29 protein-coding genes and 1 pseudogene are annotated in these 25125 nt (G+C 36.4%); 17 read left to right on the forward strand and 13 right to left on the reverse strand.

Annotated elements, in window-relative coordinates; genetic code table 11:
• Positions 1-282: 282 nt before the first annotated feature.
• The 9 genes from H5090_RS13270 (at position 283) to H5090_RS13310 (ending at position 5240) form a co-directional block, all read left to right on the forward strand.
• Positions 283-681, forward strand: coding sequence for a hypothetical protein (locus tag H5090_RS13270; RefSeq protein WP_182695915.1), 399 nt, complete (start codon positions 283-285; stop codon positions 679-681).
• 55 nt (positions 682-736) lie between these two features.
• Positions 737-1171, forward strand: coding sequence for a hypothetical protein (locus H5090_RS13275; protein ID WP_182695916.1), 435 nt, complete (start codon positions 737-739; stop codon positions 1169-1171).
• A 34-nt stretch (positions 1172-1205) separates the two neighbouring features.
• Complete coding sequence (locus tag H5090_RS13280) at positions 1206-1613, forward strand: hypothetical protein (protein ID WP_182695917.1); 408 nt, start codon at positions 1206-1208, stop codon at positions 1611-1613.
• Positions 1614-1651: 38 nt separating this feature from the next.
• On the forward strand, positions 1652-2131 hold the full coding sequence (locus tag H5090_RS13285) for a hypothetical protein (protein WP_182695918.1): 480 nt from the start codon (positions 1652-1654) through the stop codon (positions 2129-2131).
• Positions 2132-2315: 184 nt separating this feature from the next.
• Positions 2316-2735 carry a hypothetical protein gene (locus H5090_RS13290; RefSeq protein WP_182695919.1) on the forward strand — a complete coding sequence of 140 codons (420 nt, stop codon included), beginning with the start codon at positions 2316-2318 and terminating at the stop codon, positions 2733-2735.
• 190 nt (positions 2736-2925) lie between these two features.
• Positions 2926-3294 (forward strand): hypothetical protein, encoded by a 369-nt coding sequence (locus H5090_RS13295; protein ID WP_182695920.1) that lies wholly within the window; start codon positions 2926-2928, stop codon positions 3292-3294.
• Between the two features lie 318 nt (positions 3295-3612).
• Positions 3613-4083: an SMI1/KNR4 family protein gene (locus tag H5090_RS13300; protein ID WP_182695921.1), complete on the forward strand. Its 471-nt coding sequence runs from the start codon at positions 3613-3615 to the stop codon at positions 4081-4083.
• A 115-nt stretch (positions 4084-4198) separates the two neighbouring features.
• Positions 4199-4639 (forward strand): GNAT family N-acetyltransferase, encoded by a 441-nt coding sequence (locus H5090_RS13305; RefSeq protein WP_182695922.1) that lies wholly within the window; start codon positions 4199-4201, stop codon positions 4637-4639.
• Between the two features lie 91 nt (positions 4640-4730).
• Positions 4731-5240: a DUF421 domain-containing protein gene (locus H5090_RS13310; RefSeq protein ID WP_182695923.1), complete on the forward strand. Its 510-nt coding sequence runs from the start codon at positions 4731-4733 to the stop codon at positions 5238-5240.
• A 70-nt stretch (positions 5241-5310) separates the two neighbouring features.
• On the opposite strand, the gene H5090_RS13315 is transcribed toward H5090_RS13310, so the two are convergent.
• Positions 5311-5931 carry a trimeric intracellular cation channel family protein gene (locus H5090_RS13315; RefSeq protein WP_182694263.1) on the reverse strand — a complete coding sequence of 207 codons (621 nt, stop codon included), beginning with the start codon at positions 5929-5931 and terminating at the stop codon, positions 5311-5313.
• Between the two features lie 416 nt (positions 5932-6347).
• Here H5090_RS13315 and H5090_RS21090 point away from each other — a divergent pair.
• Positions 6348-6561 (forward strand): annotated as a pseudogene (locus H5090_RS21090) (cold shock domain-containing protein); the annotation flags it as partial.
• 191 nt (positions 6562-6752) lie between these two features.
• On the opposite strand, the gene H5090_RS13325 reads toward H5090_RS21090, so the two are convergent.
• From H5090_RS13325 to H5090_RS13335, 3 genes are all read right to left on the reverse strand, one after another.
• A complete protein-coding gene (locus H5090_RS13325) occupies positions 6753-7856 on the reverse strand; it encodes a hypothetical protein (RefSeq protein WP_182695925.1) in 1104 nt (367 codons plus the stop codon).
• Positions 7857-8284: 428 nt separating this feature from the next.
• On the reverse strand, positions 8285-8887 hold the full coding sequence (locus tag H5090_RS13330; RefSeq protein ID WP_182695926.1) for a thiamine biosynthesis protein ThiC: 603 nt from the start codon (positions 8885-8887) through the stop codon (positions 8285-8287).
• A gap of 348 nt (positions 8888-9235) precedes the next feature.
• Complete coding sequence (locus tag H5090_RS13335; protein WP_182695927.1) at positions 9236-9937, reverse strand: metal-dependent hydrolase; 702 nt, start codon at positions 9935-9937, stop codon at positions 9236-9238.
• 264 nt (positions 9938-10201) lie between these two features.
• Between H5090_RS13335 and H5090_RS13340 the strand changes: the two genes are divergently transcribed.
• Positions 10202-10624: a hypothetical protein gene (locus H5090_RS13340; RefSeq protein ID WP_182695928.1), complete on the forward strand. Its 423-nt coding sequence runs from the start codon at positions 10202-10204 to the stop codon at positions 10622-10624.
• Positions 10625-10655: 31 nt separating this feature from the next.
• Here H5090_RS13340 and H5090_RS13345 read toward each other — a convergent pair whose 3' ends face one another.
• The 4 genes from H5090_RS13345 to H5090_RS13360 form a co-directional block, all read right to left on the reverse strand.
• Positions 10656-12287, reverse strand: coding sequence for a sensor domain-containing diguanylate cyclase (locus tag H5090_RS13345; protein ID WP_182695929.1), 1632 nt, complete (start codon positions 12285-12287; stop codon positions 10656-10658).
• Positions 12280-12720: a hypothetical protein gene (locus tag H5090_RS13350; RefSeq protein ID WP_058550077.1), complete on the reverse strand. Its 441-nt coding sequence runs from the start codon at positions 12718-12720 to the stop codon at positions 12280-12282. The genes H5090_RS13345 and H5090_RS13350 overlap by 8 nt, the downstream gene beginning before the upstream one ends.
• Before the next feature lie 2 nt (positions 12721-12722).
• Entirely contained in the window at positions 12723-13985 is a 1263-nt protein-coding gene (locus H5090_RS13355; protein ID WP_182695930.1) for a hypothetical protein, read from the reverse strand.
• Between the two features lie 334 nt (positions 13986-14319).
• Positions 14320-15234 carry a 2OG-Fe(II) oxygenase family protein gene (locus tag H5090_RS13360; protein WP_182695931.1) on the reverse strand — a complete coding sequence of 305 codons (915 nt, stop codon included), beginning with the start codon at positions 15232-15234 and terminating at the stop codon, positions 14320-14322.
• A gap of 323 nt (positions 15235-15557) precedes the next feature.
• Here H5090_RS13360 and H5090_RS13365 point away from each other — a divergent pair, with 323 nt between their 5' ends.
• Positions 15558-15797: a hypothetical protein gene (locus H5090_RS13365; RefSeq protein WP_182695932.1), complete on the forward strand. Its 240-nt coding sequence runs from the start codon at positions 15558-15560 to the stop codon at positions 15795-15797.
• Between the two features lie 68 nt (positions 15798-15865).
• Here H5090_RS13365 and msrA read toward each other — a convergent pair whose 3' ends face one another.
• Positions 15866-16465 carry a peptide-methionine (S)-S-oxide reductase MsrA gene (gene msrA, locus H5090_RS13370; RefSeq protein WP_039487894.1) on the reverse strand — a complete coding sequence of 200 codons (600 nt, stop codon included), beginning with the start codon at positions 16463-16465 and terminating at the stop codon, positions 15866-15868.
• A gap of 281 nt (positions 16466-16746) precedes the next feature.
• On the opposite strand from msrA, the gene H5090_RS13375 reads away from it, so the two are divergent.
• Entirely contained in the window at positions 16747-16941 is a 195-nt protein-coding gene (locus tag H5090_RS13375) for a CPXCG motif-containing cysteine-rich protein (RefSeq protein ID WP_002962627.1), read from the forward strand.
• Positions 16942-16999: 58 nt separating this feature from the next.
• On the opposite strand, the gene H5090_RS13380 is transcribed toward H5090_RS13375, so the two are convergent.
• A complete protein-coding gene (locus H5090_RS13380) occupies positions 17000-17200 on the reverse strand; it encodes a hypothetical protein (RefSeq protein WP_002962626.1) in 201 nt (66 codons plus the stop codon).
• A 107-nt stretch (positions 17201-17307) separates the two neighbouring features.
• On the opposite strand from H5090_RS13380, the gene H5090_RS13385 reads away from it, so the two are divergent.
• The 3 genes from H5090_RS13385 to H5090_RS13395 all read left to right on the forward strand — a co-directional run bounded on the left by H5090_RS13385 (position 17308) and on the right by H5090_RS13395 (position 19469).
• Positions 17308-17790, forward strand: a complete 483-nt coding sequence (locus tag H5090_RS13385; protein WP_182695933.1) for a GNAT family N-acetyltransferase — start codon at positions 17308-17310, stop codon at positions 17788-17790.
• Between the two features lie 155 nt (positions 17791-17945).
• On the forward strand, positions 17946-18557 hold the full coding sequence (locus H5090_RS13390) for a MarC family protein (RefSeq protein ID WP_033029579.1): 612 nt from the start codon (positions 17946-17948) through the stop codon (positions 18555-18557).
• Between the two features lie 30 nt (positions 18558-18587).
• Entirely contained in the window at positions 18588-19469 is an 882-nt protein-coding gene (locus H5090_RS13395; protein WP_182695934.1) for an alpha/beta hydrolase, read from the forward strand.
• Positions 19470-20052: 583 nt separating this feature from the next.
• Here the strand turns inward: H5090_RS13395 and H5090_RS13400 are convergent.
• Positions 20053-21138, reverse strand: a complete 1086-nt coding sequence (locus tag H5090_RS13400; RefSeq protein ID WP_259395102.1) for an MFS transporter — start codon at positions 21136-21138, stop codon at positions 20053-20055.
• Positions 21139-21162: 24 nt separating this feature from the next.
• Positions 21163-22335, reverse strand: coding sequence for an MFS transporter (locus tag H5090_RS13405; RefSeq protein ID WP_182695935.1), 1173 nt, complete (start codon positions 22333-22335; stop codon positions 21163-21165).
• 108 nt (positions 22336-22443) lie between these two features.
• On the opposite strand from H5090_RS13405, the gene H5090_RS13410 reads away from it, so the two are divergent.
• Complete coding sequence (locus H5090_RS13410) at positions 22444-23355, forward strand: LysR family transcriptional regulator (RefSeq protein ID WP_182695936.1); 912 nt, start codon at positions 22444-22446, stop codon at positions 23353-23355.
• 89 nt (positions 23356-23444) lie between these two features.
• Here the strand turns inward: H5090_RS13410 and H5090_RS13415 are convergent, their stop codons facing one another.
• Complete coding sequence (locus H5090_RS13415; protein WP_182695937.1) at positions 23445-24653, reverse strand: porin; 1209 nt, start codon at positions 24651-24653, stop codon at positions 23445-23447.
• Positions 24654-25125: the final 472 nt, after the last annotated feature.

Here is a 25125-nt window from a genome sequence, read left to right on the forward strand (position 1 = left end):
CCACTAAAAAATTGTAATTAAAAAAATAACGTTAAAAATGGACTTTTCAATGTCACCAACAAAAATGATTCAATCTGTTAAAAGGGTTACTACTTACAGGTTGAATGAAGTAAAGACTGAACAAACCTCGCTAAAAAAACTGCTAAAGCTTATAACGCTTACACAAGCTTTAATTTGTGCTTTATTACTTACGATAAGTCATACCGCTTTGGCGTCAGAGTGTTTAAATATGAAAGTATTTAAACCTATAAAAATTGAGGACAAAACAGGGCTATCCAGTCATTGAAGTTTGAAGAAGTTAAATTACTCCACAAAAATAAGTCAGGTATTTGCTTGCCTACAAGTGATACCTACATATTGTCTTTTAGTGAAGGGATCCCTTTTATTGCCACTCGATTAAAAGGTCATACGCCAGAAATAACATTGCTGGAACAAGACAAAAATTATTATGTACTAATAAAGTATTATGCAGGTAATAAATTACAAGTATTAAAGGGATATCAAATCATCAACTCAGAGCTATACGCACTCCCTAACTTCACTTTGAGCAGTAATGTAAGCAATATTACTATTGATAAAGGTGTTATTAGCGTAAAAAACACTAAGTTAGTTGAAGAACACTCTATCGATTCAGTTACGCTTTATAACTTTGATTTATTAGGTGTATCAGTTAAACATTAAGTAGTGTCTTTGCTAAATAACTATAATATTAAACTACTGAGGGTATTTAAAAAGCATGATAAAAAGTAACCTCTATAAGCTTCTTCAGATTAACCTCTTTTGTTTTATTGCGTCATGTAATGCAGCTCAAGGTGCTTCGCAAGTTATATTTAAATGTAATGCTAGTGAGCCTAAACCTATGGAGTTGATTGTAAGTAAAGTAGGTAGTAAATTTTACTTAGATAAATTAACTATAAATGAAGCCTCGGTTATTGATTCAACGGAGCTCAATAATGTAAAAAAGTCGAGCTATCATCGTTTTTTAGCTATTGAACACAGTTTGGTTTTTAAAAAAGAAGGAAGTGAAATTACATTGAGTGATTACAGTAGTGAGGAATTCGATACACTCACAAATGAAAAAACAGTTACGCTACAAAAGAGTGACAAAAAAAAATACTGGGTTTGTAACACCACTGCGATTAGCAAATTAGCTTCTATTGAAAACTTGTAGCCAATTAAAAGCGCTGATTGCGTACATTTTTTTTATGAGCTTTAGCTTTTGTACTAAAGCTCAGCATATTGATTTATTAGAGCTTGATGGCTTTAAAAAAGCGGTTAAAAGTACAGATTATTTAGCTAAAGTAACAATTATTAGAGTAGACGTTTTTCAAGAAGCTGATGATTCCCAAAAGTATGTATTTACTGCTGATGTAGTTACTACTTTTAAAGGTGATTCTTATAATCAAATCTCATTTGAAATGTTAGTTGAGAAAGGTGAAGATATGACATTTAACTCAGCGCCTGTTTACTTAGTACTTTGTAAAAGTTTAAGTGGGGCTTACTATTGGCCAGGGGGCTCATATTTTAAATCTGGCCCTGCAATTTATACCTGGGTAAATAACAATAGAGGAACAATTCAAATAGCTGGCACTTTTTCAGATTGGTGTAACTAGAGTGTCTGTGTGAATGGCATCATTTAAGAGGTGAATAAGTGTCTCAAAACGATATGAAGGTTTTATTGTTACCTCCATGGAAGCTTTTAATTAGGTTTCTATTAGTAACGATTCTTTTACTTTTAGGGACGGCCTACTCAGGGATGACCTTATTAACACAATACCTCAATACCAGCCCTGAATGGCTGTTAGGTATTTTATTTTCAGTTGGGGTAGTGTTTTGCCTCTTAAACTTTAAAGCAAGTCGCGGCTCTTTTATTTGTACAAATATACTAAAATACTATGCGCTTTTTTTAGCGTTTATATGTTTGCCATCTTTTTTTGTTATTGAAGGCAATGGCTACCATACTGCTTCAGCTATTAATATGGCTTTAATGTTGTTTTCTTTTTTCTTGATTAAAGGGCAAAAATACCAAGAACTCATCCAATATCAATATAATTTTTTCAAAGATATTAAAAGCTCTCGTTTAGCTATAAAGAACGAAATTACCAAAAGTACACGTAGTAACAAGATATAAATAATTGTTGATTTTGTCTTCTTTTATTTAAGTATTAAACGTAAAACTATAAGAGTCAGACGATTCGCTAAAAATGTTATCTTTTATATATAGCGAGTTGTAAATGTTCAATGTAGGATTTAAAAGTTTAAAAACGATACCGATTTAATTTTTCATGATTTAAAAGTTTGCGTTTTCATGGCTAATGTTCTTTGGTTTATGTTATTGGCTAATAGATTTTAGTTTTTCCGAACGTAACTCAACAAACGGTAATAGCTCTTATTACGAAAAATACTGGCCCACACTTTATTTTTTAATATTAATGCTTAGTACACTAACAATAAAAATAATTGAAGCTAGGTTTGATAAACAATCACTTTCAGGCTCATTGCTTTTTATAAGTGCTATATTGGTCGGTGCATTACCGCTATTTGGCAGTGCTTATATTTTTGGTGTTGTATTTAATATTTTCATTTTTATTTTGGTGTGCTCATTATGCATTGAGATAGATAAAAAAAATGATCCATCAGCTGGAGCAATTAGTTTTATTTATGCTTTCGTGCTTTTTGGTAGTATTGCTTTTAGTGGTGTATCAAAATTAGTATATAAAGCTTTTATTGCTTAAATTTAATTGTTTATAAAGTGTAAATGTAAAGTAGGGTAAGTTTTATATTGAGAGGGTTAATTTTGGCATTATAAATTTTGATTGACTTAAACAGTGCCCTATCATGAGTGACTTAGTATAATGCTAGTTTTTATTTTTAATATGAAGATATTATAAGTGGGTTATTATTAACATTAAACAAGATATATTAATGAACATAGCTGAGCTATTTCTACGCTGCAAAAAAGTCCTAGAAAATACGTGGACTGAATTTACCTTCATATTTGAATTTGGTGAAGGGCACATATCTAATTCGGGGTTTTTATACACCGGCGATAGGGTACGACCTGCTACTGCTTCAATTGAAGAAGATCGGTTGTTATTAGGTAATGCTTTGGAGCAACTAAGAGAAGGTATTTACCAGCAATGCGGTAAGAAGTTCAATCAGCTGCTTTTTCAAATGGAAAATGAAACAAAGCGTTTTAAAATAGATTTTGAATTTGATGATCAAAAACGGTGGGTTATTACACCAAATAACATGTTAGCAATGAGAGAAAAACTTCGTCCTAAATTTGATTGAGTTTTAATTTAACATTAATAAATACATGTAGTACCTTATTTAATTATAATTAAGTTTTGTAACGGTTTATTAGGCTTTAAACTTATAAGTAGCAGATGAAACTTGAAAAAAATTTAACTTTACTATTAATCTAAATAAAAAGGTATGTAGTCATTTACATGATTCTACCTCTAAACATAACAAAATTGATCCAAGGCCGTACATTATTGGCATCACATCTGAGCATTACGATTTAACATGGTTTTGCGAGCGTTGTTGTCAACAATATTCTTTGCCAGATGAGGGAGTGTACTTCGTGAGTTTATTTAGTGAGCTTATATGTCGATAGAGAAAGTTAAATTAGCTATCAAGATGATGGAAAGCACTGGTGAGGAGATTTTATTCACAGGCGGGGTTTCTGATAAAGATATAACTGATGCTGAAAGTCGTTTAGGTTTAGAATTTCCTTTAGATTATAAATATTTCTTAGGAATCTATGGTTCGTTATCTTTTGAAGGCGAATCCTTTTATGGCTTAACTCAGTTTGGGCTAGACGTGGGTGAAATACCCTGTGTTATTTTTGCGACGGAATCAGCTCGAAAGCGAACAGATATTTCAAATAATATGATATATATAAAAGCTTCAGGTTATGGACCTTTGTTCAGTTTACACTTATCGGATTCAAAAAAGCATTCCCCCGTTGTAGAAACCAGCTTATCTTACAAAAGACACAAAGAAATTAAAATTTTGGCAAACAGTTTCGGTGACTTTTTTTATGATGAAATAAAAGCTGCAATTGAAGATTTGTAATTAGAAATTATCGTAAGTTGTAGCTTGGAACATTTCTAGCCTATAACTCTATGATGTTTATTATATACCTGATTTTAAAAGGGCTTTTAGGCGCAATTATAAAGCTAGGAATTACATGCCTATTACAATAACCACAGGCACAATTGATAATGTAACCGCAGTAAGTGAATATATCCCTGAACTACTAACAGCCATTGATAGTGACACTTTACGTAACCGTTTAGAAAACAAAAAAACATTGATATTAGTAGCACATAAAGAAGATACATTAGTTGGTTTTAAAATTGGCTATGAGCTATCTAATACACAATTTTATAGTTGGCTTGGTGGAGTGCATTTTAACTATCGTAGATTAGGTATCGCTAAAAAATTACTTGTTCAACAAGAAAAGTGGGCTTATGAACAAGGCTTTACCAATATACACGTTAAATCTATGAACAGGTTTCCTCAAATGCTGACTATGCTAATCACGAATGATTATCACGTTTGTGGCTACGTTGATAAACAAAGTACAGAGCTAAGTAAAATTAAGTTTGTAAAACAACTAACAAAGTAAATGCAGGCACTTTATTCATCGTTATTTAACTTAGCGCCATGTAGGGTTATAAGCAAAAGCTAATTGCCACCTTTAATAGCAAGGAACCACTATGTTTTACGATGATATTCAGGGGTTATTACGTGTACTTACAATAGGTGTACTGGGTTATATCGCACTGGTTTTTTGGCTGCGTATATCGGGTAAACGTACGCTTTCAAAATGGAATGTGTTCGACTTTATAGTCACCATTGCGCTGGGCTCTATATTGGCGTCTGTTATTATTTCAAAAAGCGTCCCTTTAGCTGAGGGCATACTTGCCTTTGTAGTATTAATAGGGCTGCAATATGTTATTACATGGCTTAGTGTGCGCTCGTCAAAATTTGCAGCGCTCATAAAAGCAGAGCCTACGCTGTTACTGAGTGATGGTGAATACTGCACGGCTGCACTTAAATCGCAGCGAGTAACAAAGTCAGAAATTCGCGCCGCTATTCGTGGTGCGGGAATATTAGCTATAGAAGATGTAGCCGCAGTAGTGCTAGAAACCGATGGTAGTTTTAGCGTGCTTAAGCAAAATAACTGCGGGTTAAAAACCGCGTTAAGTGATGTAAGCGGGCGTTAAATTAATACGCTAATAGTTATATTAACTAAGGCAGGTATATTACCTGCCTTATTTTGTATTAAGCTTATTTTTATTTAGCGTGCTGCTCTAATAAACTAAAGGTAGGTAAGCGCCATTTAAAGCGTATTGATGCAATACGTATTAAGTATCCTGCAACCAAGCTCACAATAATGCTGATGTTGTCGTCAATATTGTAATGGTGCAATGCTAGGTATAAGCACGCTACAATTAACGATACGCTGGCATATAGCTCATTGTGTAATACTAACGGTGCTTGGCGACATATTAAATCGCGCAGTAACCCACCAAATACGCCAGTAACAACCGCTGCCACTACACAAATACCGTAATGTAATCCCATATTAAGCCCCACTTGGCAGCCAATAATACTAAAGGCAGCTAAACCAAGGGCGTCTAAGCGCATAAATATGCCTTTAAATTTAACCACCCATTTAGCCAGCCACGTAGTGACAATACCGGCAATACAGGTAATTAATAAATACTCTGGGTGTTGTACCCACGTAAGCGGGTAATTGCCTAGTAATATATCTCTTACGCTACCACCGCCAATTGCCGTTGCGCTGGCTACTAGCACTACGCCAAACCAATCCATTTTCATTCGTCCTGCGCTAAGTGCGCCGGTCATGGCTTCTGCGGTAATACCAATAATATAAACAATCGTTAATAGCATGAGATAATCACTTAAAATACGTGCGTAAAAATAAGGTGTGGATTGTATAGATAAATTAAGTAAATAACGAATGAAAAATCACACTAAAAACGCTTAATTCAGATAGAAATAACTAATAACAAAACCGTGTGTAAACAAGCTGTTAAGCTAATCGACTGGCAAAAGTTAGCTGTCGTAGAATAAAGGACAAATGGCCGTAATTTATAAAATAAAACAGGCTATTTTATTGCTGCATTTTAAACATCAAAGCTCGGTATTTTCCCTATATGGTAAAGTGTTTTGCCAACTAATTGGCGTGTTTAAATTAACCTAATATGAATATTTGGTTGCGCGGTAGCAATTTAGGAACGTATACTAACCATTCTTAACTTAAATGGAATTTGCGTAATCGCAGCTTAATCAGCACAGGTAAATACATGAACAAAGGATTGTTAAAAGCGTGGAATGACGAAAAGGGCTTTGGTTTTATTAAATCAGACACCCTAGAGCACGACACCTTTATACACATTTCAGCGCTCAAACATATGAGCCGCAAGCCAAAAGTGGGCGACACCCTTTATTTTGAAGTGGCAACACAGCCCGACGGTAAAACCAAAGCCGTAAATTGCCGGATAGAAGGCGTAGCTGCGCTTAAAGTAACGCCTAAAAAATCAAACCATCATCGTGTTGCTAAATCTAATTTTACCGACAGCTTTTTAGGCAAAGTAGCCTCAATAGCGATTATTGCTGCACTTTGTTTTTATGCGATTAATAAATACAACACTCACTCAAGCAGTCAAACTCCCATTATCTTCAATGACGATTTAGCCACTAATGACGATTTAGCTACCATCAGAGTCAAGTTCTAACACAGTTTCTATTTGTCCTGAGTGCATATCAAGCTTACAATAATATATATTATTAGCGGGATAGCATTTATCTTTTAAACATGCGATTGCACTCTGCTCGTTGATACGCTTAAAGGACAATATTTCCATGCTAGGTTTGGGTAATACGTAGCTAACCTGCCACATCAGGTTCTGCTCATTTTTATCCCACAACTTGGCTATCAGCTTATGCTCATTAACTGTCTCTTTTGCTGTACTGAGCATTAATAATTTTGTGCCATCGACTTCAATCAAAAAGTGACTGTCTGGATCAGATTTCCACTCCAGCTCGAATATCGACACTTGTGTAAAGTCATGCTTTTCTGGCTCCCATTTCACTAATATGTCTTGCCGCGTATCATCTAAATATGCATCGCCAAATAAATAATAATCTGAATTTATATTCGTGATATTAGAAGCACTGCAAATTGCAATGGGCGTACGACATCGAATAGCATTTAAGCTAACATTATCCCAATTTTCATCATGCGTAATTTCCCAGGCTTCTAGAGTCAAATGACTGACTTTAGGGTAATCCACGGAAGAAAATAGCAGTACCGTATTATTATCTAAAGCAAACGATTTCAGTATATTAACTTGATTATATTGAGCTGCAATAAAGTAATTGACGATGTCACCATTAGTTTCAAAAATCGCGACAAGAGCCTTTCTTAGCCGCAGCTGGTTGGCTTCGCAAGTAACCATCAGCTTGCCGCTGGGCAGTATCACTATTTCGTTAACGGTAGAACACCATATATCATCTTCTGCAACGTCAATTTCTGCCACCCAACAGAGTTGATCATTTTTGATACATGCAATTTTTCCATAGGCGCCTACAAACCAACTATTATTTTTATCGCACCAAGTTGTACATGATCTAGAACCAAAATCGTGAGGAAGTATTAAATCTAAAAAATAGTCAGACAACTCATACTCGTTAGCACTGTATATTTCAGCTTTTCGCTCTTCTAGTTGTCCACTAACAATTTGTTGAGTGATTTTGCTAAAACGTGTTTTTTTTCTTGCTGCTAAAAAACATTCATGACTGAATTCAGGCATCATTACTCCACAATAAATTAGATTCTTTAGTTAAACACCAGGCGATACAACTTTAAACACCAGTGGAAGTTATCTTAAATACCATTAGATAAGAACTCAAGTTACTACACTAGTTTTACCTATCATCATTACTCGCCATTGATCATTTGTCGCTCGGGAGAAACAAGCTGTTGTGGTGGGATTTCTATCAATCAGACAAAACATACCAACAAAAAACTAAAGCGGTAAAATCTTGACTTCATACATCAATTAGTTGAAGTTTTTTATATAACCTCTAAAAGCGCAGCGCCTCATATCCTCTTTGTGAATTTGTCTTAAAAATAAGATGGCTGTGACCAAACGTAAAACATCAGCGAATTAGCATCTCTAATACACGCCGATGTTTATAACTTATTTAAATAAGCACATTACTAGTAAGCTATTAAACCTTAGTCTGCTTTACGGTTAAGACTAATCAAACATATTGCTAATAGTAACGTTGCAATCATGCCTGAAGCGCCAGCAACGCCTGATGGTAGGAATCCATCACGCCCAGCAATAATTAATACTGCATTGGCAAGCATTGCAACTCCGCCTGCTAAGGCAGTAAGCCCGCCAATTGCTTTGCCACCTTTAGCGATAAAAGACAGGCCAAAAACAAGTGCTGCTAATCCCAATAATAATTTAGCTGCGTAGTAAATCATGAATGACAAAGAAACTACGCCACCAATTAAAGGTTGTGCGCCTTCTACGGCACCCGCTACTTTTCCAAATGTTGAAAACAAAGTAAGGCCAATGCTTACCTGTACTATGTTAAGAATTGCGCTAAATGTTATAGCCGACCATCCTAGCTGAGCGTTTTGTGCTTGCACCATAGCAGAACCCGCAAAGGCAACAAGTAGAGTGAAAACTACGGCTTCTAGTCCCCATGCATACTGCCTTGAAAAACTAATTTCTGCACTGTAAAGGGCAGTAAAAACAGCCTGTGTTAACGCCAATACCAACAATAAAGATGCCGTAATTAGAGTGGTGCGTTTATTCATAAATTCCATTATTTACCTCTTATAATTTTATATTTAATGCTTTAAAAAGATTCGACAGGTTTGAATACGTCAAACAGGGAGCTTTTTAGCTAATTAGCTTTTACACTTAGCCTATAAGACAGGTAAAGCTATTTAATTATTTCACTTAAACCTATAAAAATAATAATTAATTACAAATAGGCTCAAATTTTGGTTTTATTCAAAACTTAAATTGGGAAATCGTTTAGGTTCAAGCCATTTATGCCCTCTAAAAGCGCAGCGCCTCATACCCTCTTAGTAAATCAATGTTTAACTATCTTAATTATCAAGAGGGCATTAATTTTGAGTATGTGGTTAAACGGCTTAATACTTACGGCGTTAAGATAAAAACGTAAAATGGGACCAGTCACTTAACGCTGTAATAGTTTGCTTTGTAGGGGGCGCAACATAGATTAAACCTGCAATGGCAATAACTGATGCTAGCGTAATTAATTTGTTATCGAAGTCAGCTATTTTTAAAGCGGTTCCAAAAGAGCGTTTAATTGTGACATTACTTAAATCTACACTGTAAATTTCATCTAGCAATAAATGAATTAATCCGCCAAGTAAAATAAAGCCACCCGTTAACCAGGCAAAGACGGCTGCTTGTGTGGTTGATTGGTCATTCAGTTTCCATGTTACTTGAGTCGTTAATAGCGCGCATAACAGTATAAATATTAAAGAGTGGCAACTACCTCTGTGTACTGTGATCCATTCAAAAATGGGTCTAATAATATATTTCATAAACCCGTACACCAATAATGGCACTAAGATTAACTCGATAAAGCTAATTTCAATAATGAGCTCGGTGGTTATGTAATGCAGTACCAGTAATACAGCGCTCAGTGCAAATAAGTTAAAAATAGTATCGAGTGATGTTGAGTTATCTGAGTCTATGTCGGGCAATAAGCCGCCAATAGAGCCTAAAAACCAAAGCCAGAGTGCGCCCTTTAAATCAATATGGCCTGCAGATAATAAGGTGGCTGAGGCTAAGCCTGTGATGATTACGGCAGTATTAAGATGAGTATTGAAGTTTGCCATTGTATCTCTTTATGGGAAAAAGTAGGGCATTCTATCAATTGAAAAGTTTATTGTTCAATATTCTTTTTAATTAGATTTTTTATTACTTTGATTAATTGCTAATAGTACAATTGTTATTCTGTATTTTGGTTAGTAGTGCAATCAAGTTGTAATTTTTTTGATAAAAATCAATAATACAGATAGTTTTTATTATCTATTGGCCTTTTGTGTTTTTAATAAAAGCCTAGCTATCAACTTATATAAAACGGCTTAACTGGAATCCACATGAACCAAAATAGATATAAAGCATCGTTTCCTGCGCCTGTCATTGGTAGTAACTATTTTGTCTCATCAACTTGGAGCAGTTATGGTTTCTGGGCTTTATTAGCACTGACTCCGCTTGCTCATTACATGATGTACTATACCGAAGATGGTTTAGCGCATGGGGAAGATTTAAACACTTTAGTGTATGTAATACTTGGTGCTATTACCTTGTTTGTTTTAAATATTGCAGCCCAATCTATATGTTGGTTAGGCAGGCTTTTGGCAGTGGTTTGCTTTAGCATTAGTCTGTTTTTTATATTATTGCTTATTTACCTCAGTGTATATTCACACTTTCCAATTGCTTATTTAGGTGCTATTTCTTATTTTGGTTTAGCGGCTTATTTTTATAATAAAGACTATTTGAAAGCCATAAAAACATTATAGCATTTACTATGTAGTTACTAATTCACGCCATCTAATTTTTTATATCGTCATAAAAGGCAACTTTCCCTCGGCCTGTTTCTTTTACGTGATAAAGAGTTTTATCACCGTTGTGCATTAATTGATGTAGTTCATTACCATCATATGGGGCTATTGCAATTCCTATGCTTGCACCTACTGCGCATGTTTTTGTGTTTGAAATACTAACCTGCTGTTGTAGCTCATTTAGTAAGGCGATTGCTTTTTGTTGTGTTGCCGTTTTATCGTAGGTTTTAATTTGCTGCGCAACAATAAATTCGTCACCGCCTAGGCGGATACACATATCGTTTTTTTCGTGAAAAAGTGTTTTAAATCTGTGCGCTATTTCAATTAGCACTTTATCGCCGGCTTCGTGGCCGTAGGTGTCGTTAATGGGTTTAAACTTATCTAAATCAATCATCATTAGTACTAAATGTTCATTATGTTTAATACATTCACGTAGTGCTTTTTTAAGGCGTTTTTCACCGGCGCGTCGGTTTAATAAGCCAGTGAGTGGGTCGTGATCGGCTTCAAAGCGGGTTTGCTGTTCGCGTTCTGCGCGCTCGGTTACATCGTGTAAAATTACTTCTACTAGCTGCTCTTGTTTGGGGTTTCGTTTGGTATCTCTTTGGTCTGTTAACCTTACAAATAAACAATGAAACCATACCGTTTTATAGCCAACTTTACACTCTACATCTAAGGTGGTTTGTGGTGGGTTTTTAGCAGAGCGAATATCTGCCAGTAGGCTTTGTAATTCGTCTACATTGCTAAGTAACTCAGGAAAATGCAAGGTTGGTAATTCTTCTTCACCAGGTACGGTAAAATAATGCTTAAATGCAGGGTTAAAGGTGGTGATAATGTTTTTGTCATCGAGTAAACAAATACCTGCGCTGGCTTGTTCAAAAATAAGTCTAAATTTAGCTTCTAGCTCTTGAGTTTTTTTACGCAGTGTTTGCTCATTACTAATAGTTAAATGTAGCTCGTGCATTAAGGCATTTATACCTTGGGTTAAACGGCTTATTTCGTCCCGCTTGCCTTGCTTGAAGGTTAGCATTTTAAGGGTTTCTGGCTCGCTTGGATTTATTTTAGCAAAGCTGTCGGTTAGGTTTTGAATAGGCTGTGTAAGCCAGCGCTGAACTACCAGCGATACAAAAAATGCGATAACAATGGATTGAATCAGCATTAAGATAAATTCTTTTATAAGCGCTGACTGTGCTTGTTGTTCAATAAAGTTATCGTCAGGGTATATGGCGAGTACACCTATAAAAGTGTTTTCTATAAAAGGGTGAACTAATTTAATTAAAACAGCTTCATTTTTTTTGTTAGTAGAGCCTTTTGCTATAAATAAATCCATCTTTCCTTTAGGGTTTACTTCTCCTTCTAGGCTTGCGCCTTGCACTAAATCGTTACTGAGTAGGCCGTTAATTATTTCTTGGCTTAACTCTTTATCGTTTAAATAAGCAGCTATGGCGGCTGTTTTTTCCATTGTTTGCGCTAACTGTTGTACGAGTAAGTAGTTGGTGTTTTTCTTTTCTTTAAAGCCTGAATAATACGACAGCATTGACGATACTAAAGATACAACAATAGCAACTAACGCAATTGCTATAGCAACGCGTATGTAGAGTTTTTGGCTAATAATTTTAATCAAATGTGTATACCACTTTTACTGCATCTGTAACTTGCGATAGCGGAATGTAGCCAATAGCAAATTGTGATGCTGCAATTTTATTTATTGCATCTTCAACGGATGCCGAAGGTGTAGGGGGCTTTGCACGCCCTGAAAATAACAACCTGGCCCAATACGCATTTATTTTTTGCTCGTCTTTATTGACCAGTTTTAAGTAAAAATCGTTTTTTAATGCTGATTGAGCGGGCAAATCGAGTGGCTTTGAGGTCTCACCATCAGGGAAAGTTAAATACCTGCCCATGTAAATATCAATAATTTCTCGTTTTGATAATGCGTTAATTGCGTTGCTTTTATTTACCACTACAACAAACTCTGTAGATTTAGCATAAAAGCTCACAAAAAGCAGGCATAAGGGGAGCATTACATTAAGACCTAGATTACGAGCGCTTATCATAACTAAAACACCATACTAGCATTTAAACTGAGTATATGTACTTTGTTGCTTTTATTTGCATCAGCAGGATTGCTAAGGCTCCATAGCCCCGCACCTTGAGGCTTTATATCAAAGCGGTCTAACTGCGCTTTAAATACTAAACGATCCGAAAAATGCCATTTTACGCCTACGTTAATAGAGTGCTGGTGAACATTTGTAATTTGAACTGAAGATTGAGTGGCAACCGCGAGTTGTTGTATGGGTACTGAAAACTGCTCAGGAGTACCTGGTGGGAAAATAGGGCTGTTTACTTCAACTACATCATGGCGATTTTTAGCTGCCGTAAAGCCTGTGTAAAATATTGCATCATCTACTCTGTAGCCCGCACTAATATAAGTGCTAAATACAGATGGAGCTATTATCCAATCGGATTCTGAAATACCTAACTCAGATTGAATAAGCCAATTATTATTATCGTAAGTAACGCCAAAGGCTGCGTATTCTATGCTGTTGCCTTTGGTGTTAAATTTGTTAGATATACTTTGTGCTTGCGGCCATACACTTTGTGGTACTAAATCGAGTGCGGTTATAAATTCGTCCAACGCGGTTAGTTTATAATCGCCAAAGTTTGACCTTGATAACGAAAAACGCATTGTCCATGCATCTAAAGAGTAGGTTGCACTAAGGGTTGTTAAGTTATCAAAATCAATAAAAAAGTCGTCATTATAGGCTTGTATCTTTGCAGTAGAGCTACCATAAGCGAGTTTTAAACGTAAAAAACCGTCGTTAATGGCTTTACTGTATTCAACGTCTATTCCATCAAAATTACCTGCAATGTTTGCAAATGAGTAATACGAATGAGGCGGGCGCACCCATAAGTAAGCGTATCCAACGTAAGGGTACTCAGACAGTAAGTAAAGGTCGCTGTTTAACCTACCTGCGCGGATGGCCCAGTTACGTGATGGGCGATAGCGTACAAAGGCGAGTTCTAAAAAATTATCAAAGCTTTTAAAGGCATGATCTTGTATTACTAGTTGAACTACAGAGTCCCAATTTTTGGCTAGTGATATATTAGCCTGACCACCTAAAATTGAATCACGCGTTGCTGAAAAACCAGATTCGTTCACATTTGAATAACTCGATGCAAAGCCAATATCTGAATCGTCCGTGTAGCTGAGTGTTAAGGATGCAAAACCACTAAATTGTACATCTATGTCGTTTGCATAGGTTTTATTAGCAGCAGAAATTGCCAATATTGCTATGGCAATTGTACCTCGGAACAACATGTTAGCTCGTATTTTTATAATGTAGATAGTAAAAAGATAGCACAATTTATTAAATTACCAACTTAAGCATTACAGTGGCTTATCAATTAAATACAAAAAAACATGACATCCTCCTAAATTTTGTACTTTGTTAAGCGAAGTACTGGGACATAAGAAAAGCAAGGCGGAAAATTTGTGTTATCTATTGTTATAAGTGGCGACAATATAGATTATGAATAGGGCGGTTTTTTGATATTACTAAACTTAAAACGTGTTGGTTACTGGATAAGCTTTATTTTTATAAGGCTGCTTAAATTAGGCAGCCATTTGTATTTAAAACTTTAAAAGCGATTATTTAAAATGGTGCATAGCCATCATTTGGTTTGTTTGGGTTAGTCCAGCGCTGTTTAGCATCAACAGGAATGCGTGGTGCGCCTTGTGCTGGTAATCGACCGCGCTCCCCATACAACCACAATACAAAGTTAGTTCGCTCGCCACTGGTAATAGGCTTGGCTGCGTGTGCAATATTGCCTCGATGTAACATGGCAGTACCAGGCTTAAAGGTAAGTGATTTAATGTCACCTGTGTACGGGTGATAAAAGTCCACTTGTGACCCTGTAAACTCTTCGCCTGGTAAATTTAGGTTAATGTTAAGCGTTACAGCTGATGCGTCGGTATGTGGGCGAATTGACGAATCTGTATTTGGCTCATAATAAATTGAAAAGCCAAATGTTTGTGTATCAAACCCCATAACTTCCGGGAACAGCATACGTGAAATAGGGCGCATATAAGTGTTTAGTATTTCGTTATAAAATGCTTGAAAGCTTGGCGCGGCTAAATAACCTTCTGATCGGCTATCAAGCATGGCACCACGGCGATTTAACACTATGCCGTATGGCGGGCGCATAGGGATTTGCGAATTCCATACTTGTTCTAAATATCCGCGTAATACTGCTAGTCGCTCAGGATCAAAAAATTGAAATTGAAACACATCAGGCGCTACTTCGTGTAATAACGTTTTTACGGCTAGCTCTTTTGATGGATCTTCCCATGCTTGTTTTACTGCTTCACGTATGTTTTTATCAAGTAGTGTGTCGTCTAGCGTAAACGTTGAGCTATCTATTGATGTTGCTTCCCATTCGCTCCACGTGTTTGCAATTAGGTCAGTGTTGTTTATCCAAAAGTTTTGTACTGCTGGTTCACGGTAAAGCATGGCTTGTCGTGTTGGTAACTCTAGAGCACGCGCTAGTTGTAATTGGTTGGCAAACATTTTGTGTAACTCCAGCTGTTAAATTTTGTTTATATCAATCTAGGAGTGCAATTTATTGCATTTGATTTAGTAGATAAACAGCCCGCTTTAGGAAACAGAATATACTATTTATTGATAATGAATCCTAAAACTAAGTATCTTTAGTCAAGCAATACTGTCCACTTAAAGCGAAGTACCACGTATCCTATTTGCTATTCAAGCACTTAGCTTAATAACAAAGGCTTTATGAAATAGACGGTGTATAAATAAACCTTTATTATAAATTCCTTGTTTTGCCTATGTTATAGCTAGGATTTAATAGCAATATAAAATGGAGATTAATTGTGGAAGATAAATTAAAAGAAAAAAGTGTGACACAGAAATTTTTTGGTGAATATTCTTGGATGTATCAAGTTTCAGCGTTTGTTGCTTTTATTATGGCTATTTACATTAGCTTTAATGGAGAAGGAAATGTTTGGACACAGCTTGTGAGAGGTGATTTTAATTCTGCTTTGCTTGTTAGCATTGTTGGTTACTTATCTGAATTTAGATATCGATTTATTAAAGAATCTCGCAATAACTAAAATATTAAAAAGCTGATAATTAAACCAGCCTTTTAATATTTTACTGTGGTATACCTGATTTAACGCGATTAATGGGTTGCTCTGTCACCCCAGATTTCTTCTAGGCGGCTGTCGCGACCACAACGCCAACGATAAGTGTTGTATCGGATTGGATTGTTTTTGTAATAATCTTGGTGAAAGCTTTCCCTCCCTTTTATAGGGTAAAAGGTGCTTGCGTTTAGTATAGGTGTAACCACAGTTTGATTAGGGAACTCGGCTACAACAGCTGCTTTTGTTTTTTCAGCTAATTTACGTTGTTCGTCGTTTTGTACAAATATAGCGCTTAAGTAACTAGGGCCTTTATCACAAAATTGGCCTTTGGCATCAAAGGGATCAATATTTACCCAGTAATGATCAAGTATGCCCTGATAGCTAACTATGGCCGGATCGTATGTGATTTCTACGGCCTCGTAATGGCCTTTATGATTACCATTGTATGTCGGGTTTTTAAGTTTACCGCCAGTAAAGCCCGATATTACATCGGTTACGCCTTCTAGCTTTTCAAAGTCACTTTCCATACACCAAAAACAACCTCCAGCTAGAACGGCTTTTTCGGTTTTAGCTGCATGGGAGAATGTACTAAACAAAATAACGGCAGATGTTAATGCAAGCGTAAGTGATTTTTTCATAAAATTATCCATCTGTACTGTGAGTTTATAAATACTTATAAAGTTAGACCCGCTAAGTGCTAATACAATTTCATTGTAGAGGGCTGGCCAACTTATATATGGTGAAAAATATTGCACTTTGACAAGTTTTATAGGGATAAGGCTAGTAACAAGATCACTATTTAAGTTAGTAGCACGGTTTAATTGGGTTAGCCAAGTATGCGTTATTTAATGGGGTGTTGAATTATGCTTACGTGTTCATTAAAGTGACAACATCCGTGATATAAATTAGCAGGTGATAAATGAACCAGTTAACAGAAACATCAATAAGTTGCCCTTATTGTGGAGAAAGTATAGAAGTATTACTTGATGCAGCAGATATTGATGAGCAATACATAGAAGACTGCCAAGTGTGCTGTAAGCCTATTTCGTTTGTGGTATTTGAAAATGATGACGAGCTAAACGTTAATGTTTACAGCGAAGACGATGCATTTTAACTCGTTAATTAGATAGTAGGCTGCAAAATTGCAGCCTTTTTACTGTGTATGTGTTTGGTTAGCTATTTTGCTCACGCGCTAATTGGTTAGGTAGAAGTTCTTCTACTATTTCGCGTGCTGGAAGCGTATAGCGTGTGCCGTCAAACATTACTGAGGTAAACTCGTTAATATTAGTAATGCCTGTTAAGGTCCAGCCTTCGCCGCGCTTTGGGCAATATACTGTGGTAGTGGGTTGTATTACTTTAAAATCGTCACTCATTACGTTCTCTTACTCTTTTTGCTTTAAAGATAATGCTTGTTAATAGGGTATGGTAAGTTAATAATGCGTGCCCATAAAGAGCTAATTTAACTAACCACTTAAATAAAATGTTTAACACCACAAAGCTTGAGCGCGTTACGCTGCGTTTAGTTACCCACAAACACGCAGCGTGTTTATTTAATATTTTAAATCACCCGCACGTGTCAGAATTTAACGACTACGAAACACCACTTAGCAAAACGCAAATCAAACAATTAATACAAGATGATATTAGTGCATATTACGAAGGTGAAGTAATTCGAGTTGCAATTGAACATAATATATCTGGAAAGTTAATGGGTACTTGTGGGCTTTATAATTTAACCCCGTGTAAAAGTAGTGCGTTTATAGGATTTGAGCTGCATCCTGACTTTTGGGATAAGGGCGTAATGTTTGAAGTGGTGACCGGTTTTATTGAAACTCTAGTTAAGCATATTCCGCTTAAACATTTGTCGGCTGAGGTGAGCGCACATAATGCACGTTGTCATAATTTACTTATGAAACTAGGGTTTAGTTTAAGAGAAAATTCTGTCTGGCATAAATCACTTTAACTCAAGACGGCAATTATAAGTGCTTACCTTTTCTCAATCCTTAAAGCTCAGTAAATAAAATACAAAAAATAGCGGCTTTCTATTATAGTTAAGCGTAAGCAAATGAATTTGTTACCCGTGTTTTATTAAACATTTACGCTTAACAAGGATTTTATATGCTAGAAAAACTCTCTCAAGATGCGCTTGTAATTTGGGCGACCATTGACCCTATAGGCACAATGGCGCTGTTTGCTGCGCTTACTTCTCATTTAACTGATCAACAACGTCGTAAAACTGCATTTAAAACGGTGCTTTATGCTGGGGGCGTATTATTAGGGTCTATTTTAATAGGGCAACTAATACTTAATGCGATGGGAATTAGGTTGGTATCGTTTCAGTTAGGGGGCGGAATTATATTGTTTTTATTTGGCCTGCAAATGATTTTTGGAAACGATTCTAACAAAGCCAAACAAGACCCCGATCACGATATAGCCGTGTTTCCGCTTGCTATACCTGCAACGGCGACTCCTGGCGCTATTTTGGCGGTAATACTACTTACCGATAACCACATACACCCAATTACTACTCAAATAGGCACAGCGCTTGTTACACTTGGTGTGTTGGGTATTACCTTAATACTGTTGCTGCTTTCGGGTAAAATTATTAAGCTAATTGGTACTGGCGGCGCGTCTATTTTAACGCGTGTGATGGGGATGATTTTAGCCGCGTTTTCGGTTGAGCTTATTATGACCGCGCTGGAAATAAAGCAATGGGTTAAGCTCGATTAAATAACTCCTAAACATTGAAAGGAATGCCGTATGGCAATAAAAATAACAAAACACTATATTATTAATTTAAGTTTAGCCGTAGTCATTTTTGCTATTGGTATTTTAGCTATACGTTATTATAACCATTATGTATCGGCCTATACAGATGTAACAATTAACTCAAGCGTGCTTAATGAGTCGCGCAAAGTGTTTATAAGATTGCCCGCTAATTACAATCCTAAAAAAGCGTATCCGTTAATTATTAAAACCGATGGTAACTTTAATTTAGATACATGGGATAAAGCACTTACAAAACAAGCTAAGAGCGAAAAAGGGGATAAGGCTATATTGGTGTCTATTCCTAATTTGTTTTTTACAGATACACGTAATCGCGATTTAGTACCTCCTTATGCCCGCCAAGATGTAAATACACAAGCGCGTCCAGAGCATGAAACACTTATTGAACCAAATGGTGAAGCCGACAAGTTTTTAGCGTTTATTGAAACTGAGTTACTCCCTTATTTATCAGCAAAATATAAGCTTAGTAATAACCGTGTATTAAGTGGTTTTTCGGCAGGAGGTAGCTTTGTGCTTTATACACTGCATACAAAGCCTGAATTGTTTAATGGCTATTTTGCTTTTAGCCCTGCGGCTTGGTATGACGATATGACCGTAGTTAATAATTTAGAAGCGTTTTTAAGTGCTCAAGATAACAAAGTTAAGTCGTCTACTTATTTATATCTTTCGGTGGGTGGGGCAGAGCATCCGCTAATGTTAAAAGCGTTTAGTAATTTAGAGGCCGCTTTAACAGCAAACCCTAATAATAACCTTGTGTGGCAAAGCGCTATAAACGAAGGTGCTGAGCATTCAGATAATCCAACACTGAGTGTATCAAAGGCATTAGCTGGTTTTAGTAAGTTTATTAAAAAGTAGGTTAGATAGGCATAACCGGTAACTGTATGCATATACAGTTACCGGTATTTTAACTATTTATGATAACGAATCAGCTTCATAGCACTTTACTTAATTTAATGTTATTAATGACTTACAAAGGGAAATTGTTTTAATTTATCTTTGCACGGTAAATACACTTACTGTTTTTATATACAGCTTGAAGATGTTGAGTTAGAATACAGGCTGTACCTATGAGCATATACCACACCTCTTTGTTACTGCTTTTAATTAGCCTTACGCCTTTGTGATCAGCAATAATCAGTGCAAGCACTTTGCAATTTCAATATAGTTTCACCATTTTTTATACTCTTAATGCAATTATTATATATTAGCTGGTGGCTTTATAGCAAAAGAACACATCATACTAAGCATTGCTATAATGCTAAACTTAGCAATAGAGTCAAATTAAAAAAAATCAAGGAAGTAGTGCAAATAGTAAAGTGGGAAGTTTAGATAAAAAAAGAGCATTTATAAAAATGCTCTTTTGTAAGTTACGACTGCTTTGCTTTGGTCGGTTTAAAAAATAATACCAGTGCAATTATAAATGCTGAAACGCTACAAATTATAAATACGTTTTTCTCACCACCAGGTATATATTCCATAAATGAGGTAAAAACTGACCCGAGAATACAGCCATCGTAAAGTACGATAAGTTACGGCCGCGTACTTTCACATCGCTGAGCTCTACCGTCATATGGTTTAAAAGCGGAATACTAAAACCAAATCCTATACCTATACCTATACCTATTAATATTGCGCCTAAAATTAAAGGTCGGGTGCTTACTTGTGTAAAACAAATATACGATAAACTAAACGCTAAAAAGGCAAATGCCAAAACCTTGGGCTCACCAAGCTTCTTTGTTATTTTAGGCATAAAGCCTGCAGTAACTACAGCCACTAAAGATATAAATGCGAGTAGTTGGCCTATTTGTGATTCGTCAAAGTTTTCCTCGTTCATTACGATGGGCAGTAACACAGTAGACGTAAAAAATATGGTCATCGCGAGTGTTGAAATTACATAAACGCTTTTTAACGTGAGGCCATTATTAGCTTTGTGGTGTAGATGTTCTGACACTTCATCGTTATTACTAGCCACTGAGTTTTTATTTGGCACAAACAATAAAAGCATAGCCAAAAATACCCACGCTATTAAATAAAGTGAAAATGGCAGCGCCCAAAATTGCGAGGCTAATAATCCACCTAAAAATAAAAATATAACACCGCCTAACTCTATCGCCATACCTTGTTTTGCAATCATGCCAAGGCGTGCTTCGCCTGTGTACCAATCAGAAATTAAAACCGTACAACTTGCCATAACCACTGCCGTTATACCGCCGAGTAAAAATCGATTAGCAAATACAAGCGTTGGGCCTTTTAAAAAGTAAGCACTGGCACCTTCAACCCCATATAAAAATAACCCAATTACTAAAAGTTTATAAGCGCCGTATTTATCAATTAATTTTCCTGCGAAGGGCGCAAACACCACAGCTCCTAACGATGGCAACGTAATTAAAAGTACGGTGTTATCGGTTATACCTAATCCTTGTGAAATACTTACTAAACCTGGCGCAAGTAGGGTTCCCACCATAATAGTTAAGCTGGCAATACACAGTAATGTAAAGCTACCCGCTGTTTTCAATGTATTCATTTTTACTCCTTAAGTTTTAAGCGATTACTTTTTAGCAAATGAATTAAAAATGCCACTTAGCAAAATAAATATAATGCTTACAGCAACAACGCCAGGCCATTGATAAAGTGCAAATGCCTTAACACCAACCATTGAGCCAACAGCGCCTCCAATGTAATAACCCAGCATGTAAATTCCATTTATGCGACTTTGCGCAGTGGGTTCAATACTAAAAACACGCACTTGGTTAGCCACTTGCGCACTAAATATGGCAAAGTCGATTAAAATAATACCAATAACCAACGACGCTAAACTGCCATTAAACAAACCTGTAATAGCAAAGCCGATTGCCGCAAGCGTAAGTGCAATCATAATTAGAGCTTTAGACCCTAGTTTGCTGACCCATTTACCCGATGACTTAGCGCCTATTACGCCAGCCAATGCTATTACACCAAATAAACCAGCTTGTTGAGCGTTGTAGTTAAATGGCTCATCACTAACATAAATTGCAAGTGTTGCCCAAAGCACATTAAATGATGCAAACCAAAATGCGCCCGAAAGTGTAAAATGCTGCAGTGATTTATGTTTAATAAACAACGCCAACGTACTTTTAATGAGAGGCCAATAACGCAAATTAGTGTGTGGCTTATTGCTAGGTAAAAACACGCGCAGTAATATACCAAATAATGCTGCGAGTACTGCCGACATTAAAAATACACTTCGCCAACCAAATTGCTCACCTACAAATCCACTTAACGTTCTTGAAAGTAAAATACCGATAGTTAAGCCCATCATTAATGTGCCTAACGTGGCACCTTTTTGCTCGCTCGATACAAGCGATGCTGCAAAGGGTATTAATTGCTGGGTTATATTGGCGCTTACACCAATTAAAAATACCGATATAAGTAATAAAGGTAAGTTAGGTGCAAGCATTGCTGCACTACAAGCCACTACTAATAAGCTCGACAAAATAGTAATTAAACGCCTGCGAGCAATCGAGTCACCCAAAGGAGAAATAAATGATAACGCAAACGCGTAACCAATTTGTGTAAGCGCGGGAATACTCCCAAGCTGTGAATCAGTTAAATTAAATTCGTTCGCTATAAGCGGTAAAATAGGCTGGTTGTAGTATAAGTTTGCTGCTGTTGCGGCAATTGCAGTGGTCATTAGTAATAAAATAAATCGACTTAATGACTGATTTTGTTTGGGTTTGGTCATAGCTGTCTAGTGTTGTTAACTCATGCCGCTATGGTATGAGTTCTTTACCTATAACAAAAATGATATTATTTTATAGAATCTATACAAAAAATGCATTTAAGGTGCGTAATGGATATTAAAACATTAAAAAGTTTTGTCAGCGTGGCTAAGCATCAGAGTTTTTCAGAAGCGGCCAAAGAGCTACACACCGTGCAACCTGCAATAAGTAGGCATATTGCACAGCTCGAAAGCGAGCTTGATGTTGTGCTGTTTATCAGAAATTCACGCGATGTTGCAATAACTCAAGCGGGTGAGCAGCTATTAAAAGATGCACGCGCTATTTTGGCTCTAGCTGACAAAGCTAAAACTCAGGTTAAACGTGCCCACAACGGGCAGGTAGGTACACTTAATATTGCGCACTTAAGCTCGGCATGTTTAGCCTTTATGGCAGCACTGGTTCGAGAATACAAACAGCAATACCCAAGCGTGCACGTTACATTGTTTGAAATGACCGCAACTGAGCAGATACATGCGTTTAAAAATGATTTAATTGATGTGGGTTTTTCACGGCCTTTACCTGATTCGATTAACGATGAATTTGTAAGTCATACTATTTATGTAGATTCATTAGTGGCCATAGTTAATCAAAACCATGCGCTAGCAAATTATAAAAACATTGATTTAGTTAAACTAAAAAATGAGCCATTTATCATTTTTAATAGAGAGGAAGCACTTGGTCTTTTTGATGAAACCATTTTGCAATGCAAACAAGCTCGTTTTTCACCGAACATTATTAGCCAACCTCGACATATGCAAACATTAGTTACCGAAGTGGCTGCAGGCCTTGGTGTGGCAATTGCGCCTTATTGCGTACGTAAATTGTATAGTAAAGGGTGCCATTTTATAAAATTGAGCGATGTATTTACGCAAATTCCGGTGCTATTACAATTTAAAAAAGCAGATACCAATGCGGCTGTTAATGCATTTGTTGAAATAGCCTTAAATGCAAAACCAAGTATTAAAAAAAGTATGGCGGAATAAAAAAGCCCAATTAAAAAAGTCAAAAGGGCTAAAAGGGTTGTGCTTAGGGAAGTTGTAGTCGTTTTTAAACTTATATTTAGAGCTTATATTTAGAACTTATATCTAAAACCAAATGCTATACCGTCGTCTTCCGACTGCTCCATTTGTGCTTGTTGATCGTCGTTATCACTTTCGAAGTCACTAAAGTCCTTACGCGCTTCTATGTAGGCAATAGTAGCTTCGTCAATTAGGTAATGAAGGCCAATAACAGCAAACTGACGCTTAAATACATCGTTAGGATCGGCGTTAAAGTTTGGCTGAATTACGTAATCATCACCGGCATCAAACACGTTGTAGGCAATAAAAGGGCGAAAATCGTTATCAAAGCGGTAAGATGCAAATGTTTCTACACCGATTGCGTCTTTAATTAAGCGACCGATGTTATCTGTGTCGTGGTTTTTGTTTTTATTTACGTTGGCTGCAACGTATAGGCCGGGCTCATCAATGTTGCCCCACATAATACCTGCACCATAAATTAAATCTTCAACATTGCGAGTAGAACCATCGCCAAACGTTAAATCAAACTCACCACGGTTAACACCTGCTGTAAGTGTTAGCATGTCAGTTGGGTTATAAGTTACAGACGCACCAAATGTGTAATTAAATTCAACTTCTTGGGCTGCACTATCGCCAGAGTTCCAAAGTGCTTCACATTCTTCTTCTGAAATGTCGGTGACGTCACAGGTATAAAATTCGCTGTTTTTAAGCTGCGCTTGTACTGCAAAACTAAAATCGTTATAGCTATTGCGGTACTGCACTAATTTATCTCCACGGCCAGTGCCATTAACAGCGCCATCGTCTTTGTTATAGGTGTAAACACCAGCCGCATTGCCATCCCATACAAAGCTATTATTTGTGCCGTAAACTACGTCGTACCATGCACCCCATTGTTTACCAATGGTAAGTTGGCCATATTTTTCGTGCGAAAGCCCTGCGTAACCTAAACGGTTGTATAAAAACTCATCCTGGATAGACTCAAAACGATTGTTATAAATAATATCGCTGCTGCCAACAGGGTTTACACCCCATTCTACGAGTGCGAGTGCGGTCCAGTCTTTCTTAAGCTTTCGGGTAAATCCAAAGTTAATGCGCGAGGTACCGTTAACAACTTCGGTTTCGTTTTGTGTATTAATTACACGCACATCAAGATATCCACCAACTTCAACAGTATTTTTGTCATCTTTGTATAATTCAACTGCCGAAACAGCGGGTGCGAATACAATACTTGCGCTAATAAGCGTCGCTAATTTTTTGCTCATCTTGTGTGTTGCCCTGTGTAAATTGGTCAATTTTTTACGTAGGTAAAAATTCAGATTCGAAGACTAACAAAGCAATAAACGGCTCAAAAGTGAAAAATACTCAATAAAATTAATCGTTAAACTTAACGGATATTCACTAAAGGTTAATTTTGTTTTTCAGGTGTTGCAAAAGTTTATGTTTTTAATGATTTGATAGGTAAATAGGATGAGAAATTAGCGATGTATAAAAATAGTAATTTGAATTATTTTCATCTTGGTTAAAAAGTAGTAACTAGTGTAAAAGCTCTAAAAGTACTTTATTTTCATAAATATAACTTTTTATTATTATAGGGTGAACAAAAATGAGTTAAGTAGACACACAAATACGTTAAAAGTGTTTTTACTCTAATTTGTATCGTAATTTCTAATCTCTTATGCCCGTTTATAAAACATACTTTATGGATTTTAATTAGAATAAGCTGAATAAAAATTA

Source organism: Pseudoalteromonas sp. SR43-5, from assembly GCF_014163835.1.
GTDB lineage: Bacteria > Pseudomonadota > Gammaproteobacteria > Enterobacterales > Alteromonadaceae > Pseudoalteromonas > Pseudoalteromonas distincta.

Bases quoted from the DNA above. Each gene is read 5' to 3' on its own strand.
- H5090_RS13275 (WP_182695916.1), top strand. From the start codon at position 737: ATGATAAAAAGTAACCTCTATAAGCTTCTTCAGATTAACCTCTTTTGT.
- H5090_RS13280 (WP_182695917.1), top strand. From the start codon at position 1,206: ATGAGCTTTAGCTTTTGTACTAAAGCTCAGCATATTGATTTATTAGAG.
- H5090_RS13290 (WP_182695919.1), top strand. From the start codon at position 2,316: ATGTTCTTTGGTTTATGTTATTGGCTAATAGATTTTAGTTTTTCCGAA.
- H5090_RS13295 (WP_182695920.1), top strand. From the start codon at position 2,926: ATGAACATAGCTGAGCTATTTCTACGCTGCAAAAAAGTCCTAGAAAAT.
- H5090_RS13300 (WP_182695921.1), top strand. From the start codon at position 3,613: ATGTCGATAGAGAAAGTTAAATTAGCTATCAAGATGATGGAAAGCACT.
- H5090_RS13305 (WP_182695922.1), top strand. From the start codon at position 4,199: ATGCCTATTACAATAACCACAGGCACAATTGATAATGTAACCGCAGTA.
- H5090_RS13310 (WP_182695923.1), top strand. From the start codon at position 4,731: ATGTTTTACGATGATATTCAGGGGTTATTACGTGTACTTACAATAGGT.
- H5090_RS13315 (WP_182694263.1), bottom strand. From the start codon at position 5,931: ATGCTATTAACGATTGTTTATATTATTGGTATTACCGCAGAAGCCATG.
- H5090_RS13325 (WP_182695925.1), bottom strand. From the start codon at position 7,856: ATGCCTGAATTCAGTCATGAATGTTTTTTAGCAGCAAGAAAAAAAACA.
- H5090_RS13330 (WP_182695926.1), bottom strand. From the start codon at position 8,887: ATGGAATTTATGAATAAACGCACCACTCTAATTACGGCATCTTTATTG.
- H5090_RS13335 (WP_182695927.1), bottom strand. From the start codon at position 9,937: ATGGCAAACTTCAATACTCATCTTAATACTGCCGTAATCATCACAGGC.
- H5090_RS13340 (WP_182695928.1), top strand. From the start codon at position 10,202: ATGAACCAAAATAGATATAAAGCATCGTTTCCTGCGCCTGTCATTGGT.
- H5090_RS13350 (WP_058550077.1), bottom strand. From the start codon at position 12,720: ATGATAAGCGCTCGTAATCTAGGTCTTAATGTAATGCTCCCCTTATGC.
- H5090_RS13355 (WP_182695930.1), bottom strand. From the start codon at position 13,985: ATGTTGTTCCGAGGTACAATTGCCATAGCAATATTGGCAATTTCTGCT.
- H5090_RS13360 (WP_182695931.1), bottom strand. From the start codon at position 15,234: ATGTTTGCCAACCAATTACAACTAGCGCGTGCTCTAGAGTTACCAACA.
- msrA (WP_039487894.1), bottom strand. From the start codon at position 16,465: ATGAAAAAATCACTTACGCTTGCATTAACATCTGCCGTTATTTTGTTT.
- H5090_RS13375 (WP_002962627.1), top strand. From the start codon at position 16,747: ATGAACCAGTTAACAGAAACATCAATAAGTTGCCCTTATTGTGGAGAA.
- H5090_RS13380 (WP_002962626.1), bottom strand. From the start codon at position 17,200: ATGAGTGACGATTTTAAAGTAATACAACCCACTACCACAGTATATTGC.
- H5090_RS13385 (WP_182695933.1), top strand. From the start codon at position 17,308: ATGTTTAACACCACAAAGCTTGAGCGCGTTACGCTGCGTTTAGTTACC.
- H5090_RS13390 (WP_033029579.1), top strand. From the start codon at position 17,946: ATGCTAGAAAAACTCTCTCAAGATGCGCTTGTAATTTGGGCGACCATT.
- H5090_RS13395 (WP_182695934.1), top strand. From the start codon at position 18,588: ATGGCAATAAAAATAACAAAACACTATATTATTAATTTAAGTTTAGCC.
- H5090_RS13400 (WP_259395102.1), bottom strand. From the start codon at position 21,138: ATGAATACATTGAAAACAGCGGGTAGCTTTACATTACTGTGTATTGCC.
- H5090_RS13405 (WP_182695935.1), bottom strand. From the start codon at position 22,335: ATGACCAAACCCAAACAAAATCAGTCATTAAGTCGATTTATTTTATTA.
- H5090_RS13410 (WP_182695936.1), top strand. From the start codon at position 22,444: ATGGATATTAAAACATTAAAAAGTTTTGTCAGCGTGGCTAAGCATCAG.
- H5090_RS13415 (WP_182695937.1), bottom strand. From the start codon at position 24,653: ATGAGCAAAAAATTAGCGACGCTTATTAGCGCAAGTATTGTATTCGCA.